This window comes from Shewanella sp. SM69 (genome assembly GCF_025653985.1).
In the GTDB taxonomy this organism is placed as follows: Bacteria; Pseudomonadota; Gammaproteobacteria; order Enterobacterales; family Shewanellaceae; genus Shewanella; species Shewanella oncorhynchi.
On the sequence record NZ_JAKKRV010000019.1, the window covers coordinates 1 to 18,099 of the forward strand.

The 18,099-nt window shown below is 46.4% G+C and carries 19 protein-coding genes, 1 rRNA gene and 1 pseudogene; 8 read left to right on the forward strand and 13 right to left on the reverse strand.

Translation table 11 applies throughout. From position 1 onward, the window contains the following. Positions 1-410, reverse strand: a 16S ribosomal RNA gene (locus L5M37_RS20020); the annotation flags it as partial. Between the two features lie 557 nt (positions 411-967). Here L5M37_RS20020 and L5M37_RS20025 point away from each other — a divergent pair. Beyond that, complete coding sequence (locus L5M37_RS20025) at positions 968-1,516, forward strand: gamma carbonic anhydrase family protein (RefSeq protein WP_168827558.1); 549 nt, start codon at positions 968-970, stop codon at positions 1,514-1,516. Positions 1,517-1,650: 134 nt separating this feature from the next. On the opposite strand, the gene L5M37_RS20030 is transcribed toward L5M37_RS20025, so the two are convergent. Both L5M37_RS20030 and aroE read right to left on the reverse strand, forming a co-directional pair. Then, the gene (locus L5M37_RS20030; protein ID WP_113941387.1) at positions 1,651-1,926 is read right to left on the reverse strand and encodes a DUF1488 domain-containing protein; all 276 of its coding nucleotides are present in this window, start codon (positions 1,924-1,926) and stop codon (positions 1,651-1,653) included. Positions 1,927-1,931: 5 nt separating this feature from the next. After that, positions 1,932-2,780 carry a shikimate dehydrogenase gene (gene aroE / locus L5M37_RS20035; protein ID WP_263201720.1) on the reverse strand — a complete coding sequence of 283 codons (849 nt, stop codon included), beginning with the start codon at positions 2,778-2,780 and terminating at the stop codon, positions 1,932-1,934. Between the two features lie 153 nt (positions 2,781-2,933). Between aroE and L5M37_RS20040 the strand changes: the two are divergent. Next, a pseudogene (locus tag L5M37_RS20040) lies at positions 2,934-3,370 on the forward strand (group II truncated hemoglobin). Between the two features lie 34 nt (positions 3,371-3,404). On the opposite strand, the gene hemF reads toward L5M37_RS20040, so the two are convergent. The 6 genes from hemF to L5M37_RS20070 all read right to left on the reverse strand — a co-directional run bounded on the left by hemF (position 3,405) and on the right by L5M37_RS20070 (position 8,442). Next, the gene (gene hemF, locus L5M37_RS20045) at positions 3,405-4,313 is read right to left on the reverse strand and encodes an oxygen-dependent coproporphyrinogen oxidase (protein ID WP_263201695.1); all 909 of its coding nucleotides are present in this window, start codon (positions 4,311-4,313) and stop codon (positions 3,405-3,407) included. 25 nt (positions 4,314-4,338) lie between these two features. After that, positions 4,339-4,905 (reverse strand): L-threonylcarbamoyladenylate synthase, encoded by a 567-nt coding sequence (locus tag L5M37_RS20050; RefSeq protein WP_263169481.1) that lies wholly within the window; start codon positions 4,903-4,905, stop codon positions 4,339-4,341. A gap of 147 nt (positions 4,906-5,052) precedes the next feature. Then, complete coding sequence (locus L5M37_RS20055; RefSeq protein ID WP_131524497.1) at positions 5,053-5,616, reverse strand: type I DNA topoisomerase; 564 nt, start codon at positions 5,614-5,616, stop codon at positions 5,053-5,055. Positions 5,617-5,735: 119 nt separating this feature from the next. Beyond that, on the reverse strand, positions 5,736-6,209 hold the full coding sequence (locus L5M37_RS20060; protein WP_006083793.1) for a DUF494 family protein: 474 nt from the start codon (positions 6,207-6,209) through the stop codon (positions 5,736-5,738). Positions 6,210-6,211: 2 nt separating this feature from the next. Then, on the reverse strand, positions 6,212-7,228 hold the full coding sequence (gene dprA, locus L5M37_RS20065) for a DNA-processing protein DprA (protein WP_263201696.1): 1,017 nt from the start codon (positions 7,226-7,228) through the stop codon (positions 6,212-6,214). Between the two features lie 83 nt (positions 7,229-7,311). Next, positions 7,312-8,442, reverse strand: coding sequence for a LysM peptidoglycan-binding domain-containing protein (locus L5M37_RS20070; protein ID WP_263201697.1), 1,131 nt, complete (start codon positions 8,440-8,442; stop codon positions 7,312-7,314). Between the two features lie 125 nt (positions 8,443-8,567). Here L5M37_RS20070 and def point away from each other — a divergent pair, with 125 nt between their 5' ends. From def to L5M37_RS20095, 5 genes are read left to right on the forward strand one after another with little or no spacing between them, the layout of a single operon-like run. Next, positions 8,568-9,080, forward strand: coding sequence for a peptide deformylase (gene def / locus L5M37_RS20075; protein WP_217363072.1), 513 nt, complete (start codon positions 8,568-8,570; stop codon positions 9,078-9,080). 8 nt (positions 9,081-9,088) lie between these two features. Further along, the gene (fmt, locus tag L5M37_RS20080) at positions 9,089-10,045 is read left to right on the forward strand and encodes a methionyl-tRNA formyltransferase (RefSeq protein WP_263201698.1); all 957 of its coding nucleotides are present in this window, start codon (positions 9,089-9,091) and stop codon (positions 10,043-10,045) included. A gap of 2 nt (positions 10,046-10,047) precedes the next feature. After that, complete coding sequence (gene rsmB, locus L5M37_RS20085; RefSeq protein WP_263201699.1) at positions 10,048-11,334, forward strand: 16S rRNA (cytosine(967)-C(5))-methyltransferase RsmB; 1,287 nt, start codon at positions 10,048-10,050, stop codon at positions 11,332-11,334. A gap of 15 nt (positions 11,335-11,349) precedes the next feature. Then, the gene (trkA, locus tag L5M37_RS20090; RefSeq protein ID WP_105250826.1) at positions 11,350-12,759 is read left to right on the forward strand and encodes a Trk system potassium transporter TrkA; all 1,410 of its coding nucleotides are present in this window, start codon (positions 11,350-11,352) and stop codon (positions 12,757-12,759) included. 20 nt (positions 12,760-12,779) lie between these two features. Beyond that, positions 12,780-14,222, forward strand: coding sequence for a TrkH family potassium uptake protein (locus L5M37_RS20095; protein ID WP_113941395.1), 1,443 nt, complete (start codon positions 12,780-12,782; stop codon positions 14,220-14,222). A 54-nt stretch (positions 14,223-14,276) separates the two neighbouring features. On the opposite strand, the gene hemG (L5M37_RS20100) is transcribed toward L5M37_RS20095, so the two are convergent. After that, positions 14,277-14,831 (reverse strand): menaquinone-dependent protoporphyrinogen IX dehydrogenase, encoded by a 555-nt coding sequence (gene hemG, locus L5M37_RS20100; RefSeq protein WP_263201700.1) that lies wholly within the window; start codon positions 14,829-14,831, stop codon positions 14,277-14,279. A gap of 199 nt (positions 14,832-15,030) precedes the next feature. Between hemG (L5M37_RS20100) and L5M37_RS20105 the strand changes: the two genes are divergently transcribed. Further along, on the forward strand, positions 15,031-15,339 hold the full coding sequence (locus L5M37_RS20105; RefSeq protein WP_105250823.1) for an ArsR/SmtB family transcription factor: 309 nt from the start codon (positions 15,031-15,033) through the stop codon (positions 15,337-15,339). A gap of 63 nt (positions 15,340-15,402) precedes the next feature. Here L5M37_RS20105 and hemG (L5M37_RS20110) read toward each other — a convergent pair whose 3' ends face one another. The 3 genes from hemG (L5M37_RS20110) to L5M37_RS20120 all read right to left on the reverse strand — a co-directional run bounded on the left by hemG (L5M37_RS20110) (position 15,403) and on the right by L5M37_RS20120 (position 18,079). Then, a complete protein-coding gene (gene hemG / locus L5M37_RS20110) occupies positions 15,403-15,927 on the reverse strand; it encodes a menaquinone-dependent protoporphyrinogen IX dehydrogenase (RefSeq protein WP_168827577.1) in 525 nt (174 codons plus the stop codon). Positions 15,928-15,929: 2 nt separating this feature from the next. Continuing rightward, positions 15,930-17,387, reverse strand: coding sequence for a TrkH family potassium uptake protein (locus L5M37_RS20115; protein ID WP_105250821.1), 1,458 nt, complete (start codon positions 17,385-17,387; stop codon positions 15,930-15,932). A gap of 77 nt (positions 17,388-17,464) precedes the next feature. Further along, a complete protein-coding gene (locus tag L5M37_RS20120; RefSeq protein ID WP_263201701.1) occupies positions 17,465-18,079 on the reverse strand; it encodes a YigZ family protein in 615 nt (204 codons plus the stop codon). Positions 18,080-18,099 lie beyond the last annotated feature (20 nt).

Sequence of the window (18,099 nt, forward strand, 5' to 3'; positions counted from 1 at the left end):
CACACACGCGGCATGGCTGCATCAGGGTTTCCCCCATTGTGCAATATTCCCCACTGCTGCCTCCCGTAGGAGTCTGGGCCGTGTCTCAGTCCCAGTGTGGCTGATCATCCTCTCAGAACAGCTAGGGATCGTCGCCTTGGTGAGCCATTACCTCACCAACTAGCTAATCCCACCTAGGTTCATCCAATCGCGGAAGGCCCGAAGGTCCCCTCCTTTCCCCCGTAGGGCGTATGCRGTATTAGCAGTCGTTTCCAACTGTTATCCCCCTCGACTGGGCAGATCCCTAGGCATTACTCACCCGTCCGCCGCTCGCCGCCTCAGGAGTAAACTCCCTTGCGCTGCCGCTCGACTTGCATGTGTTAGGCCTGCCGCCAGCGTTCAATCTGAGCCATGATCAAACTCTTCAATTAAAGTTTTGTTGCTTCCGTCTTGCGACTTCAGCGGCTCAATGAATTCTGATTTTTTGTTTCTAACTAAAGAAACAAACTGTACATATTACTATGAACACTCATTGTTACATTGATTTAAATTTTTGACTGCCAACCCGAAGGTTAAGCAGTTTCGATTAACTCAACACCTGTGAGTGTCCACACAGATTTCTTGTTTTATCTTGTTAAAGAGCAACTCAACCTCGTAAGAGAAGGTGAGTACCACACTGAGCGTAGAACGCTTCCAGTTGGCTAGGGCTGCGTATTCTACGCATTTCCCGTTTCGCGTCAAGGAGTATTTTTCAACTTCTTGCTGCGCTTGAATTAAGTACTTAAAAGCGACTCAATTCAACCTAACTCGTCAGCTTGCTTTCGCCGTCTGCCGTGTCAGTGGATGCGCATTATAGGGAGATTGAGAAAGTCCGCAACCCCTATTTTTAAGATAATTGTCATTTTCTCACTGTTCGTTGGATATTTGACCTGACCCGCTAGTTTTTAACCTTTATAATGCTAAAAACCACTCAATTAGGGACTTTTCTATGTCAGGGCCACTCAGAACTTACCAAGGTATTCATCCTCAATTAGGCAATAACGTATATGTAGATGAAGCTTCGGTGCTTGTTGGCGATATTGCGTTAGATACTGATGCCAGTATTTGGCCTATGGTGGCGGCGCGTGGTGATGTTAACCATATTCGTATTGGTAAGCGCTCGAACGTACAAGACGGTAGCATATTACATGTGACGCGTAAGTCAGCTGCTCGTCCCGATGGTCATCCACTGATTATTGGTGATGATGTAACTATTGGTCACAAGGCTATGCTTCACGGTTGCAAAGTCGGTAACCGAGTATTAGTGGGCATGGGCGCAATTATTCTCGACGGTGCGATTTTAGAAGATGATGTGATCTTAGGTGCAGGTTCTTTAGTGCCACCGGGCAAGGTATTACAGAGTGGCTATTTATATGTAGGAAGCCCAGTTAAGCAAGCTCGCCCATTAACGCCTGCCGAAATTGCCTTTTTGCCAGAATCTGCCGACAACTATGTCAGACTGAAAAACGAATACTTAGTTGAGTTACAGAACATCTAGCCACTTATAGCTAATCTCTTATAGTTAGTCGCTTAGTGTCACTATAGCTATACAAGAAAGGCGGTAGAGACTCATTGAGTCTCTACCGCCTTTTGCTATTCGCTGATTCAGAAAACTATCTGAGTTCGATAAGTTTAGCCTAAGTGTACTGCCCCAAACTCATCAAACTCTTCGGCTTCAATTAAGTCTTCCGCCATTTCTTCGGCATCAAATCTCACCGCATCAAACAATGCCAGCATAGCGGCGGCTTCATTGGCACTCGGCTGTTCAGAGAAATCATTCAGCTCGGCTAACTTATTCACACTGATATAGCACTTGATGTTCATCCCCTGTGACTGCGCGATAAAGCAGACTCGCTTGTGGGCGTCGTCCCAATATTGCAGTTCGGGAAAAAGAATACTTTGATTCATGCTTCCTACTTAGGCTCGGCCATGAGTTTATCCCTCAAAAGATTTAATACCACTTGAGTGTCGGGCTCAATACCTCGCCATAGGGTAAAACTCTTAGCCGCTTGTCCGACTAACATGCCGAGCCCATCAATAACCTTAGCTGCACCTTGAGATAGCGCCCATTGGTTAAAAGCGGTGACCGAGGCGCCGTACATCATGTCATAACAAACAGTTTGGGTGGTGATGATATGCGCTGGCAAAGTTGGCAACTCGCCCGCAAGACTCGCCGAGGTTGAGTTAATGACGATATCGAACTCGCCCACAAGCTCATTCATTTCTACGGCGGTGACTCTATTTGCGAAAGCACCGTTATCCACCGAAGTAAAGATATCGACCAGAAGCTGTGCCTTAGTGTGAGTGCGATTACTGATGATCAGCTGCGCAATTCCCGCATTTAATAACGGCAGAATACAACCGCGCGCCGCACCACCAGCACCAATAAGTAACACGCGCTTATCTTGCAGGCTGCCTAAGTTAACGATGAGATCGGCCACCAGCCCTAAGCCGTCGGTGTTATCACCGCGAATAGTGCCATCGGCCAATAAACTTAAGGTGTTTACCGCGCCAGCAAGCTTGGCCTCTGGGCTGAGACTGTCACACAGCGCAAAAGCTTGCTCCTTAAAAGGCACTGTCACATTCGCGCCCTTGCCGCCCGCATTGAAAAACTCCGTCAGTGAGGCTTCAAAACCATCGACCGGAGCAAGAATGGCTTCATAGGTTAATAACTCTTGGGTGGGCGCGGCAAATTGTCCATGGATGAACGGCGATTTACTGTGGCTAATTGGATTGCCAAACACTGCGTATCTGTCTGTCATAGCGATATTAAATTTTAGGTTCAATGGCTTTGCAGTCTACCGCGCTTTTGAGCCTAGGCAAGACGAATTATGTTCAACTAAATTTCACGTTGGGTTTCACGCTATAATGCGCCATCGGCTCAATACTCTCTATTTTAGTGAACGACTATTCCAATGAACTGGCTTAAAAAATTTTTAGCAAACACACTCCACCGCAGGATGATCGCGATCCGAGCCAATCTAACGCTTACGACTTAATCGGCGGCGAAAAAGTGATCCGCGCTATCACCAAATGTTTTTATCAGAAGATGGCAAGCTCTGCAGAAACGACAACACTGCTTGCCATTCATAGAGCGCCAATTGCGGAATCAGAGCAGAAGTTGTTCGAATTTTTAAGTGGTTGGCTCGGCGGGCCGCAGCTCTATCAGCAGAAATATGGTCATCCCGCATTGCGAGCACGGCACATGCATTTCGCCGTCGATGAGGCGATGCGGGATCAATGGCTGTTTTGTATGAAATTTGCGATTGAAGAAAACATTAATAAGCCAGAGCATCGAGCCGCCATCTTTGAGGCGATTTCAACTCTGGCTGATCATATGCGTAATCAATAAAGTGGACATCGCATCCACTTTTTAAGATTACTGGCTAAACCCAGTCGCGGGGTTTGAGGTAGTTATCGTACAAATCTGCCTCTGGGCTTCCCGCCTCTGGTGTATAAGCATATTGCCAACGCACTAATGGCGGCATCGACATTAAGATAGACTCGGTGCGGCCGCCCGTCTGTAGGCCAAACAACGTGCCTCTGTCGTAGACTAAGTTGAACTCAACATAACGACCACGACGATAGAGTTGGAACTGACGCTCACGCTCACCGAATTCAGTCTCTTTACGACGCTCGACAATCGGCGCATAGGCCGTTAAGAAGCCATTACCTACAGCTTGCATAAAGCTAAAGCTTTGCTCGAATCCTGCTTGATTCAAGTCATCGAAAAACAATCCACCCACGCCGCGGGTTTCATTACGATGCGGCAGGAAGAAATACTCATCGCACCATTTCTTATACTTGGGATAAACCTCATCCCCGAAAGGCGCGCAAATATCCTTAGAAGTCAGGTGCCACTCGCGCACATCTTCCTCGAAAGGATAATAAGGCGTTAAATCAAAGCCACCGCCAAACCACCACACGGGATCAGCACCCTCTTTTTGAGCAATAAAGAAGCGCACATTGGCGTGAGTCGTCGGGATATACGGATTATTAGGATGGATCACTAAAGACACACCCATAGCTTCAAAACTGCGACCCGCCAGTTCTGGGCGATGCGCCGTAGCTGACGCAGGCATAGCGGCGCCAGTCACATGGGAAAAGTTAACCCCAGCTTGCTCGAACACTGCACCTTGGGTTAATACTCGGCTCGTGCCACCACCGCCTTCGGCGCGGGTCCATGAATCGGCGGCAAACGTTGCTTGACCATCCAGCACCTGTAAACCAGCACAAATTCGGTTTTGTAGATCGATTAAAAACGCTTTTACCACTGCAACATCAGGCACACTCATATTGTTATCCTTATTATTGGTTTGCTCATTGTCCATTTCGTAAAATCTTACCGCTTCGCGCATCGATAATGGTCGAGGGCTGACCTTGCTCTCCGAGTTCACCTAATACGAGTGCATCAATTTTACCTGTAAAATCTGCGAGAATTTCATCGGCAGTTAATGCTGGCTCTTCACCCGCAAGGTTAGCGCTGGTCGACACTAAAGGTTTATTGAGCGCGCGGCACAGGGCTTGCACCCCAGTATGGGCAGATACTCGCACTGCGATAGAGTCAAATTCACCACAGAGGTATTTTGAAACCTGCGCTTTGATTGGCATTACAAAGGTAAAAGGCCCCGGCCACTTGGAAAATGCAAACTCGAGCTGCTCAGCCGTTAATTGCGATTCATCAACATAAGCTAAAAGCTGCTGAAAATCACTGGCGACTAAGATCAGTCCCTTTTGCCATGGGCGCTGTTTTACAGCCAATAACTTTTGGATAGCGGTGTCATTATCTGGGTCGCAACCTAGGCCATAAACGGCCTCGGTTGGATAAGCGATAACACCACCGTTAAGCACAATATCTTTTATGTCAGATGGGTGCAGCTGCAACATCTTAGGATCACCTTTTGAGTATTGTCGATTTCAACAATCAAATTATTGGATAAATTCGAATACTGACCGCCCCATCAGCGGTCAGCCGAGGATTATACGCAAGCCACTTTCATCGGCCAAATATTAAGATGCAGGTCACACAATAAACTAAAGTGGTCTTTTGTATTTACAGCTTTTTTGCGGGCATTCTAAACGCATCCCAGCCGCACCTTTACGCTCGACTAAGATCCCAAAACCACAACTCGGGCAATCTTCAGCAACCGGAGGATAATTCACAATAAACTTACACTTAGGGTAAGCACTGCAGGCATAAAAACTCTTTCCGAAGCGACTAGTTCTGTGCTCAAGCTTACCCGCTTTGCATTCAGGGCAAGGAATGTCAGGCTTGTCACTCGCTTGATCCTGTTTTTCAATATGCGTGCAGCTAGGATATTGAGTACACCCAATAAAGATCCCAAAGCGCCCTGACTTTACTGCCAGTTCGTGACCGCATTCAGGGCATACAGAACCTTCAATCACTTGAGTTTCAATAGATTCGTGCTGCACTAAGGGTCGAGTGTAATTACAGCTAGGGTAATTATTACAGCCAATAAAACCGCCGTGCTTACTGTGTTTAACCGATAACTCGCTGCCACATTCGGGACAAAGTTCGTATTCTTTTTCCAGTGCGTGTTCGTGGGCACTAAATAATTGTTCATCAATCTTAGACATAATCATTCACCACCTGTCGTAGCGCATTAGGATATCAAGCGCAGTGCCATCAAGGAATTTATGGCATCAAAAAAGGAGGTCTTAGCCTCCTTTCTCTCATAATTCATCTTTCACAACAATTAAGAATGCAGTCGGCCTTCGGGCTGTTCGAAGATTAAATCTTCCATTTGCTCATAAGCGGACTCATGGCCAGGAGCATTAAACAGCACCATTAAGATAACCCATTTGAGATCTTCTAAAATCAGGGTTGGTTCATCCAACTCCATCACTCTATCGATCACCATTTCACGGGTTTCGACATTCAGCACTTTAACTTGCTCTAAAAACAACAAGAAACCGCGGGATTCTACATCCAGCTTGTCCATTTCGTCCTTCGTATAGATACGAAACGAATGCTGATCGTGATTACAAAGATAAGGTTTATCCCCTTCTTGTAATTCAGCTAAGCGCTCTAACCAAGTTAACGCTTTTAAAATCTCGGATTGATGAAATCCGGCACGAGTGAGTTCCTTGGTTAACTCGTCTTCATCAACTAGTAGTTCAACTTCACTGTGAACATAGTTTTCAAATAGATACATGAGGATATCAAACATGGCTAGCTCCTCTTTACTCTGACGTAACCACCGGGTACTGCTATTACCCAACCTTGCAACTCAAGTTCAAGCATTTGTTCTAACACCAGATCTATCGTTTTTCCACTATGTTCAACGACTGCATCAATTGATGTAGTTTCATAACCTACACTAGCTAACAGAGACGAAAATGGCAAATTACAAATCTCGCCTTGCTGTATATGGTGGCATAACTTCAATTCTTCAAGGTGGAAAGCGGTTAAACTTGCCAACTCTTCCACTATATCGGCAGCAGTTTCCACAAGCTTTGCTCCATCACGTAATAAATCATGACAGCCTTGATGGTAACCACCTAAGATTGAGCCCGGAACGGCAAACACCTCACGCCCTTGTTCCATCGCCAACCTAGCAGTGATTAAAGAGCCGCTTTTGCGACAGGCTTCAACCACAAGAGTACCTAAAGATAGACCGCTAATAATGCGATTTCGTTTCGGAAAATTACCCGCAAAGGGACCAGCATCAGGCCAAAACTCGCTAAGTATACAGCCTTGCCGCTGAATATCATGATAAAGCTGTCGATGTTTTCGTGGATAAATGATCTCTATGCCCGTTCCTAGTACGGCAATTGTGCGCCCTTGATGGTCAACACAGGCTTTATGGGCCGCCCCATCAATCCCCATCGCCATGCCACTACAGATACCAAATCCCATTGAGGACATCTCAGCAGCCAGTTGATAAGCGACCTGCAATCCGCCTGGAGAAGCATTACGACTGCCAACAATCGCAAGATAAGGAAGGGCTAACGCCTCTAAGCAACCTTTAACGAACAGGACGGCGGGCGGATCTGAGAGTTGTTTTAATAATGGTGGATAAAGCGGATCAGAGAAACAAAGCAGATGATGATCGGCGGCTTGCTGTTGCCATTCGAGGGCGACATCCACTTTTTGATAATCAATAACAAGGCTATGGAGCAGATGATCAGATAAAGGTAGCGCTTGTCTCTCATGCTCTAACCTTTGTCTAAGGTCGTCCACTTCCATGTGCGTTAATAATTGTTGGATCCGAGCGGGTCCTAGCCCAGATACAGCACAAACAACTAACCAATCGACCAAATTTTCAGAGATTATAGACCTCTTAAGGCTAAAGATTCTGGGGCGATTAACTTATCGTCGACACGAACAGGCCGCTCGGTGGAGACAATCAAACCTAAGCTCGCCTTATCAAACACTTTAAACACTAACAACTTACCATGATAAACATCCGGCATCTTAACTGCACGATCCGAAGAGACTGACGCCATTAGGTTATCATAGGCAGTACGTTCAATTGCAGGAACTGGCATACCGTCATTGTTGATAACAATAACCTCACCATCACGGTAAATAGAAAATACCACCCCAGGCTCGACGCCATCCTGAGTGCCTTTATCTAAGTACACGACATTCAACTTACCCGCTTCACGCAAATTTGATTCTGTCGCTAACACTAAAGCCGGTATCTTTAATTCCGCAGGTTTAGGAGTAAAGTAAGCTGACATCAAGGAATCACTTTCCATCGGCAATACTCTGAAGCCCGCTTTGGTTTCGCGAAAGCTCGTTAGCAACTTAATTTTTGAAACCTTACCAGACTCAATAACTTGCCCAGTAGACGACAAAATGGCTTCTTGTCCTAACGCTTCGCCTGACTCTTTATTGAAAAACTCGCGACCGCGTTCGTAAATACCATATTTTTGGTTTATTGGCAGTTCAGCATCAATATAAATCACATCACCCACAATATGGTGACGCGATGGACTTTCACCTGCCAGCACCATAGGTTGCTCAGTAAGCCAGTGAGTCTCGACGACCCGATTCTGCACTAAATATTGTTCAATCAAGGCTAAATCAACGGCTGGAATAGCATTACTCTTAGCAATGACACGTCCCTCGGGACTCTTTCTTACATGGGGTTTAGCACTATCGACAGTAGCACCATTACGCACAAGGCGGGGCTGACCATCAATAAATATCAGAGTGAGTTGATCGCCAGGGTAAATAAGGTGGGGGTTAGCAATCTGTGGGTTTACATCCCAAAGACTCGGCCATTTCCATGGGTCATTCAGAAACGCGGCGGAGATATCCCAAAGAGTATCGCCCTTTTTCACTACATATGACTCAGGATGCCCCGCCTTAAGCGTCAGGGTATCTGCGGCAACAAACGTGCAATTGAATGTCATTAACGCGAGTAAAATTAACCGTTTCATGGGTATTTCCATGTTGTTTAACTCTTAGTTTGAGCTTTTACTGTTATTGGTAGGCACTAAAGATTAAAATTAACTCATTAGCATCAGTCAGTATAACTAACTGGCAGAGATTTGACAGACTTGTTAAGAGTTTATGTATGACACTATTAAAAGTATTACAATTCCCTGACGAAAGATTACGAACACAAGCCACACCCATCACAGAGTTTAATGCCGAGCTGCAGACTCAAATTGATGATATGTTCGAAACCATGTACCAAGAAAAAGGTATCGGCTTGGCCGCGACCCAAGTTGATTACCATAAACAACTTATTGTCATGGACTTACAGGATGAAGTCGAACGACCCAAAGTGTTTATCAATCCCGAAATTATCACCAGCAGCGGTGACTTCTGCAATGAAGAAGGTTGCCTGTCGGTTCCGGGGATTTACGCCAAAGTCGATCGCGCCGAATTTGTCACGGTAAAAGCCTTAGACAGGCACGGTAACGAATTTATAGTTGAGGCCGATGAGTTATTTGCCATTTGTATTCAACACGAAATGGATCACCTCAAAGGCAAATTGTTTGTCGATTATTTGTCGCCGCTAAAACGTCAGCGGATCAAACAAAAACTTGAAAAAGCGGCCCGATTGGACGCCAAAGAAGCATAGGATCAGATTTGAAACCACTCAACATCATCTTTGCCGGAACACCGGATTTTGCCGCTCGCCACTTACAAGCACTTTTAAACTCACACCACAATGTGATTGGCGTTTACACTCAGCCCGATAGACCTGCTGGCCGCGGCAAGAAACTGACCGCCAGCCCAGTAAAAGAACTCGCTATCGCCAATAGTATTCCAGTGTTTCAACCCGGCTCATTACGTAAAGAACCCGCGCAACAAGAACTTGCCGCACTCAACGCCGATATCATGGTGGTCGTAGCCTATGGTCTGATCTTGCCAAAAGTCGTGTTAGATACACCGCGTTTAGGTTGTATTAACGTTCATGGTTCTATTTTGCCACGCTGGCGCGGTGCCGCACCGATCCAACGCGCACTTTGGGCCGGCGACAAAGAAACCGGCGTGACCGTTATGCAGATGGATGTGGGTTTAGATACAGGTGACATGCTGCTTAAAACCTATCTGCCGATCGAAGATAACGACACGTCAGCCAGCCTTTACGAGAAACTGGCAGAACAAGGTCCCGTTGCCCTATTGCAAGCACTCGAAGGTTTGGTAAATGGCACCTTAGCCGCTGAAAAACAAGATGAAGCCTTAGCGAACTACGCAGAAAAACTCAGCAAAGAAGAAGCCAGACTCTACTGGAATAAATCCGCTAAACAGTTATGGCAAGAAGTCCGCGCCTTTAATCCTTGGCCTGTGAGTTACTTTGAGCACCAAGGTAACACTATTAAAGTGTGGCAAACCCAAGTCAGCGAAACTACCAGCACAGCCGCTCCAGGTACTATCATCAGCGCCAGCAAAAAAGGCATAGACGTTGCCACCGCTGATGGTGTGTTAACCCTGCTGAGTATGCAGCTTCCGGGGAAAAAGCCACTCAATGTTGCCGATATTCTCAATGCTCGAGGTGAATGGTTTAGCCCGAATACTCGCCTCGCAAACGAGGCACAATAATCATGAACTTGCGCGCGCTAGCTGCGAAAGCCATCTTCGAAGTATTAGAAAAAGGCGTGTCACTGTCAGTGGCACTGCCCGATCAACAAAAACATCTTGCCAGCGGCAAAGATAAAGCCCTACTTGCCGAGATCTGCTATGGCGTGATGCGCACTCTGCCGCAAATAGAAAAACGCATCAGTGAATGCCTAGCGAAACCACTCAAAGGTAAGCAAAGGATTATCCACCAGCTCCTGATCGTAGGTTGCTATCAACTGTACTTCACTCGTATTCCAAGCCACGCCGCAATTTCAGAAACCGCCGAAGCCTGTCGCCAATTAAAATTTGAAGGCATGGTCAAAGTGGTTAATGGTGTACTGCGCAATATTCAGCGCCAGCTATCGCCGCTAAGTACTGGATCAGATACCTTAAGCTATAACACACCCGCTTGGTTAATTAAGCGCTTAAAAGAAGCCTATCCCGAGCAGTGGCAAGACATCATTCAACAAAGCCATGAACGCCCACCCATGTGGCTGCGTAACAATAGCTTATCCCAGAGCCGTGCCGAATACCTCGCTGCCCTAGCCGAAATCGACATTGAAGCGAGCGAAGGCAGCAGTGCCGATGCCATTCTCCTAGCGCAACCAAAGGATGTCGCCACACTGCCACACTTTCATGAAGGTGCGGCATCAGTACAAGATGGCGCGGCACAATGGGCGGCGACCTTACTTGCCCCGCAATCGAATGAATTAATACTCGATGCCTGCGCGGCACCCGGTGGCAAAAGTTGTCACTTACTCGAACTTGAGCCGAGTATCAAATTAGTGGCTGTTGATTTTGATGCCAAACGCCTTGAACGTGTGCAACAGAACCTTGACCGCTTATCATTAAAAGCGGAGCTTATACATGGTGATGCGGCCAACATAGACTCATGGTGGCAAGGCGGACAATTTGATCGTATCTTACTGGACGCGCCTTGCTCAGCCACAGGAGTGATCCGCCGCCATCCCGATATTAAATGGTTGCGAAAAAACCATGACATTGAAGAATTGGCTGAACTACAACAGCAAATTCTCGATCATTGCTGGAAGTGGCTAAAACCCGGTGGCACGCTTCTTTATGCCACTTGTTCGATTTTACCGCAGGAAAACCGCGACCAGATCAGTGCGTTTTTAGATAGAACGGTAGATGCTAAGCTAGACACACTTGCCCAGCAAAATTCGCCACAGGATATAGGTTGGCAAATCACGCCAGGACAAGACAATATGGATGGGTTTTATTATGCCCGTTTATTGAAAGCGACTGATTAGGAAGTAAGCAAGGCCATGAAAATTATCATATTAGGTGCGGGTCAAGTTGGGGGAACCTTGGCCGAAAATTTGGTGGGTGAGAACAATGACATCACCATTGTCGATTATGACAAATCCAGATTACGCGCCCTGCAAGATAAATATGACCTTCGCGTCGTAGCGGGCCATGCCGCTCACCCTGATGTGCTCAGAGAAGCGGGCGCAGAAGATGCCGACATGCTTATCGCCGTAACCAATAGTGATGAATGCAATATGGCTGCCTGCCAGATTGCCTATACCCTTTTTGGTACGCCGACTAAAATTGCCCGTATCCGCTCAGAACCGTATTTGGCGATGCGCGATAAACTCTTTATCGACAGTGAAACCAAAAATAGCGATGGTCGTCCCCGTGGCGGCTTCGTGATCGATGAATTAATCGCCCCTGAACAGTTAGTGACCGCTTACATCCAGCGACTCGTAGAATATCCAGGCGCATTGCAAGTGCTTGAATTTGCGGAAGGCCGGTTGAGCCTAGTGGCTGTTCGAGCCTATTACGGCGGCCCACTGGTGGGTAATGCATTAGCGGCACTTCGCGAACACATGCCCAATATTGATACCCGGGTCGCGGCGATCTTCCGCCAAGGCCGTGCTATTATGCCTCGCGGAACAACCATTATCGAAGCCGATGATGAAGTCTTCTTCGTTGCAGACAGTCGCCACATTCGCGCTGTCATGAGCGAAATGCAAAAACTCGATAACTCCTACCGCAACATTATGATCGCCGGTGGCGGTAACATAGGCCTAGGTTTAGCAAAACGCCTTGAGCGCACCCACTCGGTCAAACTGATTGAGCATAAATTAGAACGTGCAGAAGCCTTATCGGAGCAGCTGGAAAATACCACAGTGTTCTGCGGTGACGCCTCAGATCAAGAATTACTGCTCGAAGAACACATAGACCAAACCGACGTATTTATTGCGGTCACCAATGACGACGAAGCCAATATTATGTCCGCCCTGCTAGCAAAACGTATGGGCGCGAAAAAGGTCATGGTGCTTATTCAACGCGAAGCCTATGTGGATATAGTGCAAGAAGCCAACATCGATATTGCTATCTCACCACAACAAGCGACGATTTCGGCACTATTAACTCATATTCGTCAGGGTGATATCTGTAACGTTTACTCTCTACGTCGTGGGGCGGCCGAGGCAATTGAAGCCATTGCCCACGGAGATGCCAGTACTTCTAAAGTCGTTGGCAAAGCCATTGGTGATATTAAGTTGCCACCGGGGACAACGATTGGTGCCATTGTCCGCAATGATGAAGTGCTGATGGCCCACGACAAAACCGTGATAGAGCAAGGGGATCACGTGATCTTGTTCTTAGTGAATAAAAAGTTTGTCGGCGAAGTCGAGAAGCTTTTCCAACCAAGTGCTTTCTTCTTCTAAGAACCTTAGTAAGCCAACTTATGCTGAACTTTAGACCGCTATTGTTTATTTTAGGGCTGTTTTTGTCCATGCTGACAGCTTTCATGCTGATCCCACTGCTCCTCGCCGCATACAAAGGTGAGGAAACGGTGGGCTCTTTTATGGTGTCGGCATTAGTCACAGGCATTAGCTCAAGCCTGTGTTTACACAATGGCCAGAGCAAAAGCATTAACCTCAATATCCGCGATATGTTCCTGCTAACCAGCCTAACGTGGTTGATCGTAAGCCTATTCGCGGCCATGCCATTTACCCTTTATCACGGTATTGGTTATACCGACGCCTTCTTTGAAACCATGTCCGGCATCACGACCACAGGTTCTACTGTACTCTCAGGGTTGGATACTATGGATCACAGTATCTTAATCTGGCGCTCTTTATTGCAATGGCTAGGTGGGATTGGTTTTATCGTAATGGCGGTGGCGATTCTGCCCTTTTTAAACGTTGGCGGCATGCGGCTATTCCGCACTGAATCATCCGATTGGAGCGATAAAGCAGTACCTCGCACCCAAAGCATGGCTAAGTATTTATTCTTTATATATATTTTACTAACGAGTATCTGCTGTGTTGCCTATCATCTGGCGGGAATGACTTGGTTTCAGGCCATCAATCATGCAATGACCACCCTCTCGACTGGTGGCTACTCGACCTCAGATAGCTCAATGGCGGCGTTCTCCAACTCTGCACACTGGGTTGGGATTTTCTTTATGGCAGCAGGTGGCTTGCCATTACTCATGTTTGTACAAACCATACAGCAAAGGGATCTACGGATTTGGAACGATGCTCAGGTCAAAGGCTTCTTATTTTTCCTCACATTTGTATCTTGTTCTATTGGCTTCTGGCTGTGGCAAACCCGCGACATTGAGCTTCTAGATGCACTGCGTTTATCCAGCTTTAACGTGGTATCGGTAGTCACCACTACAGGTTATGGCTTAACGGACTACGGTGCTTGGGGCGCCTTTGCCAATATCGCCTTCCTGTTTTTAATGTTTGTCGGTAGTTGCTCTGGCTCCACTTCGGGCGGGATTAAGATCTTCCGTTTTCAAATTGCTGGGGCCATTATGCGCGAGCAATTGAAACAGCAATGTCATCCAAACGGTATCTTTAGGGAACGTTACAACAACCGCATCATCAGTGATGATATCGTGCGCTCTCTGATCACTTTCGTACTGCTGTTTGTGATGGTGATTGTGGGCTTGTCAGTGATTTTAGTGCTCACGGGTCTCGATCCTATGACCAGTTTCACGGGAGCGATTACGGCAGTCACTAACGTGGGCCCTGGTTTAGGCCCGATTATTGGCCCTGTAGGTAACTTCTCAACGCTACCCGATGTCGCTAAATGGGCGTTGTCACTCGGCATGCTCCTCGGTCGTTTAGAAATCTTAACCGTGGCGGTATTGTTCCACCCGAGTTTCTGGAAGTACTAATTCAGTAGAGATTGAATACTAAAAAGGCGCTTAACTTGTTAAGCGCCTTTTTTATTAAGCTGTTGCAGTAACGTCAGCTAATTCCAACAGATGATCAGCATAGACTTTCACATCTGCCCAGTCGGTATAATCGATAACTGACTTAGGATCAGTTGGACCCTTAGTCATCTTCATAATCAACTGAATCGCCAATCTGTCATACCAAGGCCATGAAGGATAATCCACTTTGCCCGCAATAATTTTAAGATCAGCAGGCGTCCATGGCGATAACGCAATGAACTTTTGCAGATATTTATTATTTGCAGGGATACGTTTTTCAGGATTTCTCGCCACAACATTGACGCAGAAAAAACTGTTTGGCAATGCGCCCAGAGCCTGTGCATGCTGCTCAATAAATTGAAAAACGCTCTTATCATAGGTGCCATAGAGCACGCAGGCACCTAAGGCAACGACATCATAATCAGGCCAATTAATACAAGTCGCGGCAGCACTGTTGATATTGATGAGGTCAACCTTAGCGTCACGAAATCTTAATTGCTCGGCAATTGCACTGGCAATCTTGGCCGTATGGCCACCACGGGTAAAATAAAGTACGAGGACGCGTGTCATAGACAATTCCCGATCCACTGAGTAATACCACCATTGTGGCAAGGTTACGTTAAATAAACCTCTGATAGGATCACAAATCAGTCGTATCTCATATTCTGAGATGCAAAAATTGAGATCTGCATTGCCGAGCAGTATGATTGCGTAAACACATGTGTTCAATTAGAATTATCTAATAAAAAGCGATAAAGTGAGTGACCTTATGCAAAATGATATAGATGTAGATGCAATGGTAACTAATGCGGAAAGTGCGGCTAAATGGCTCAAGGCCATAGCGAACCCTTATCGCCTAATGATTTTATGTCTATTACTAGACAAAGAGTTGAGCGTAACCGAGCTCAACGCCACAGTGCCATTAAGTCAGTCGGCCCTATCCCAGCATTTAGCTGTATTACGCGCAGAAGATCTCGTGGATACCCGTAAGAGCTCGCAGATTGTTTACTATAAACTCAAGAACGAGCAAGTCACCCAAGTGATTTCGATTCTGCATAGCCGCTACTGCGCAGCCTAAAACTGCAAAATTAGCCTAAATTTAAGCCCTAACCTCTTGCAAGTGATTAGGGCTTAATGGTTTTTAATGTTGGCTAAAACGGTTACCGAAGGCATCGACTTTTGCCCAATCGGTAAACTCAAAAGTGCCAGTGATATCCGTTGGCCCTTTAGTCAACCACATGATAAAACGTATCATGGTCCGGTCGAAGAAACCGTATTTAGGGTAATCAATCTTGCCCGCAAACACTTCTAACAGCTGGGGTTGCCACAGTGAAAGCTTGAGAAACTTTTGCATATAAGGATTGGTTTCAGGCGTATTTTTTAAGGGTTTGCGCGCCACTACGTTAACGGTAAAAAAACCATTAATCTTAGTATCTAGCACTGCATGGTGGCGATTCACATACTGATAAAGCTCTGGTCTATGTTTACCATAACGAATACTGGCACCAATCAGCACTTTATCAAAATCCACTAAGCTCAACGCTTCCGCCTGCTCTAATGTGACGAGCGAAACCTGCTCTCCCGCCTGTTCAGCAATCGTCTTCATTTTTTGGCAAATTGCCAATGTTTGGCCATCAATCGTCGAATAGATTATTAACGTCTGCATGATTAATTCTTCCAAAAAGTTGGCGTAAACAAAATCAGTAAGGTAAATACTTCGAGGCGACCAAACAGCATAGCCACGACCAATACCCACTTGGCTCCATCACCAATACTGGCATAATTGCTCGCTACCTCACCTAAACCTGGGCCTAAGTTGTTTAAGCATGCCGCCGTGGCACTAAAAGCCGTAATATCATCTAATCCCATCGCCATGAGTGCAAGCATACAAATCACAAACACCAGCGCATAGGCAGAAAAGAATCCCCAAACAGCATCAACCACGCGGTCGGGTAAGGCTTTAGAGCCAATCCTAATCGAAAACATTGCCTTAGGGTGAACGAGTCGTTTCAATTCACGGGAACCCTGTAACAGCAGTAAAATTACTCGAATGACCTTAATCCCACCCGCAGTTGAGCCACCACAACCACCGATAAAACTCGAAAACATTAATAGTATGGGTAAAAATAATGGCCACAGATGGAAGCTATCAGTGCCAAATCCAGCCGTAGTGGCAACTGAGACAGCCTGAAATAAAGCATGATCTAAGGTTTCTTCTGGCGAATCATAAATACCAGAACGATAAAGCGTGAAGAAACAAATCGCTGTGAGAATAAGTTGAATCGCCACCAGCATCTTAAATTCAGCATCTTTAAAATAGACTCTAACGTTAATCCCACGTCGTGAAAATGCCGCAAAATGCACGCTAAAGTTAACCGCAGAAACAATTAAAAAGAACACACAAATAAGATTAATAGTAGGACTATCGAAATAGCCCATACTGGCATCGTGGGTCGAAAAACCTCCGATGGCTATGGTCGAAAATGAATGACAAATGGCGTCAAAAATACTCATGCCCGCCCACCAATAAGCCGTCGCGCAGGAAATCGTTAGCAGTAAATAGATATACCACAGTGCTTTAGCAGTTTCGGCTATCCGCGGGGTCATCTTACTGTCTTTCACAGGCCCCGGAATTTCAGCGCGATAAAGCTGCATTCCTCCCACACCGAGCACAGGTAAAATAGCCACTGCAAGCACAATAATCCCCATGCCGCCAAGCCATTGCAGCATATGGCGGTAAAACAAAATGGCCTTAGGTAGGAAATCGAGCCCGACAATGACAGTGGCTCCGGTGGTAGTTAACGCAGAAAAAGATTCAAAGAAGCTGTCTGTCCAGCTTAAGTCTGGCTGACTCGAAAAGATAAACGGCAAGGCACCAATAGAACCCAGTACAGTCCAGAACAGCACGACAATCAGGAAGCCCTCTCGCGTACGCAATTCTTCTTTGCAGTGGCGGTTTGGATACCAGAGCCAAAAACCAATAAATAGGCTAACAAAAAATGCCTGCATAAACGCCGTGCCGCCGCCATCGTTATACCAAACAGCGATCAGTGCTGGTGGCAGCATAGTGATTGAAAATAAACCAATCAGCAGGCCTATGATTCTAATTATGGTTTTATATTGCATTACGCGAGTTCAATTATTCCATTGGCTGTAAAGGTATTTTCAGCATTTGGGCTATTTTGGCATAATTTACGCAGGCATCACAGCTCAAACTCGGGCCTCAAACTTCCTTGACTCAGTGTCGCCAGCGACTCACAAAGCCTTGCCTGTTGCTCTCGCCCTATCTCAAACACAATATCGACCGCTGTGGCAAATTGCTTATCGATGATCACGGCATCCACTTGCTGTAATAGATGCTCGACATCGCGCAGCTGCGCATAATCACAATGCAACTTGGCGGGATACCGTAACTGTTTGAGTCGCGTCGGTAATTGAATCAAGCCTTGCCTTAAGCCCGACGTATAAGCCCGAACGAGTCCACCTACGCCTAGCTTAGTACCGCCATAGTAACGCACGACAACAGCGCCAACTTCGCCAATATGTGCCCCTTGCAACACAGCTAACATAGGGCGACCAGCACTGCCAGCGGGCTCACCGTCATCACTCGAACCAATCAAGACGCTATCATCCGGTGCGCCAGCAACAAAAGCTGAGCAATAGTGGCTTGCGCTGGGATAGTCACGCTTTATGTCAGTAAGTACTAACTTTAATTTATCGACACTATCGCAATGAAAGAGAAAAGAGATAAAGCGACTATGCTTTATCTCTTCTTCAATGACGATTTCATCACAGGGAACGTTATAACTTTCGAGCACGAATTCGCCCTAATCTATTT

Bases quoted from the DNA above. Each gene is read 5' to 3' on its own strand.
- L5M37_RS20055 (WP_131524497.1), bottom strand. From the start codon at position 5,616: ATGTCTAAGATTGATGAACAATTATTTAGTGCCCACGAACACGCACTG.
- trkA (WP_105250826.1), top strand. From the start codon at position 11,350: ATGAAAATTATCATATTAGGTGCGGGTCAAGTTGGGGGAACCTTGGCC.
- L5M37_RS20115 (WP_105250821.1), bottom strand. From the start codon at position 17,387: ATGCAATATAAAACCATAATTAGAATCATAGGCCTGCTGATTGGTTTA.
- L5M37_RS20050 (WP_263169481.1), bottom strand. From the start codon at position 4,905: ATGTTGCAGCTGCACCCATCTGACATAAAAGATATTGTGCTTAACGGT.
- L5M37_RS20025 (WP_168827558.1), top strand. From the start codon at position 968: ATGTCAGGGCCACTCAGAACTTACCAAGGTATTCATCCTCAATTAGGC.
- hemG (WP_168827577.1), bottom strand. From the start codon at position 15,927: ATGCAGACGTTAATAATCTATTCGACGATTGATGGCCAAACATTGGCA.
- dprA (WP_263201696.1), bottom strand. From the start codon at position 7,228: ATGGAAGTGGACGACCTTAGACAAAGGTTAGAGCATGAGAGACAAGCG.
- L5M37_RS20060 (WP_006083793.1), bottom strand. From the start codon at position 6,209: ATGTTTGATATCCTCATGTATCTATTTGAAAACTATGTTCACAGTGAA.
- def (WP_217363072.1), top strand. From the start codon at position 8,568: ATGACACTATTAAAAGTATTACAATTCCCTGACGAAAGATTACGAACA.
- aroE (WP_263201720.1), bottom strand. From the start codon at position 2,780: ATGACAGACAGATACGCAGTGTTTGGCAATCCAATTAGCCACAGTAAA.
- L5M37_RS20070 (WP_263201697.1), bottom strand. From the start codon at position 8,442: ATGGAAATACCCATGAAACGGTTAATTTTACTCGCGTTAATGACATTC.
- hemF (WP_263201695.1), bottom strand. From the start codon at position 4,313: ATGAGTGTGCCTGATGTTGCAGTGGTAAAAGCGTTTTTAATCGATCTA.
- hemG (WP_263201700.1), bottom strand. From the start codon at position 14,831: ATGACACGCGTCCTCGTACTTTATTTTACCCGTGGTGGCCATACGGCC.
- L5M37_RS20030 (WP_113941387.1), bottom strand. From the start codon at position 1,926: ATGAATCAAAGTATTCTTTTTCCCGAACTGCAATATTGGGACGACGCC.
- L5M37_RS20105 (WP_105250823.1), top strand. From the start codon at position 15,031: ATGCAAAATGATATAGATGTAGATGCAATGGTAACTAATGCGGAAAGT.
- rsmB (WP_263201699.1), top strand. From the start codon at position 10,048: ATGAACTTGCGCGCGCTAGCTGCGAAAGCCATCTTCGAAGTATTAGAA.
- L5M37_RS20095 (WP_113941395.1), top strand. From the start codon at position 12,780: ATGCTGAACTTTAGACCGCTATTGTTTATTTTAGGGCTGTTTTTGTCC.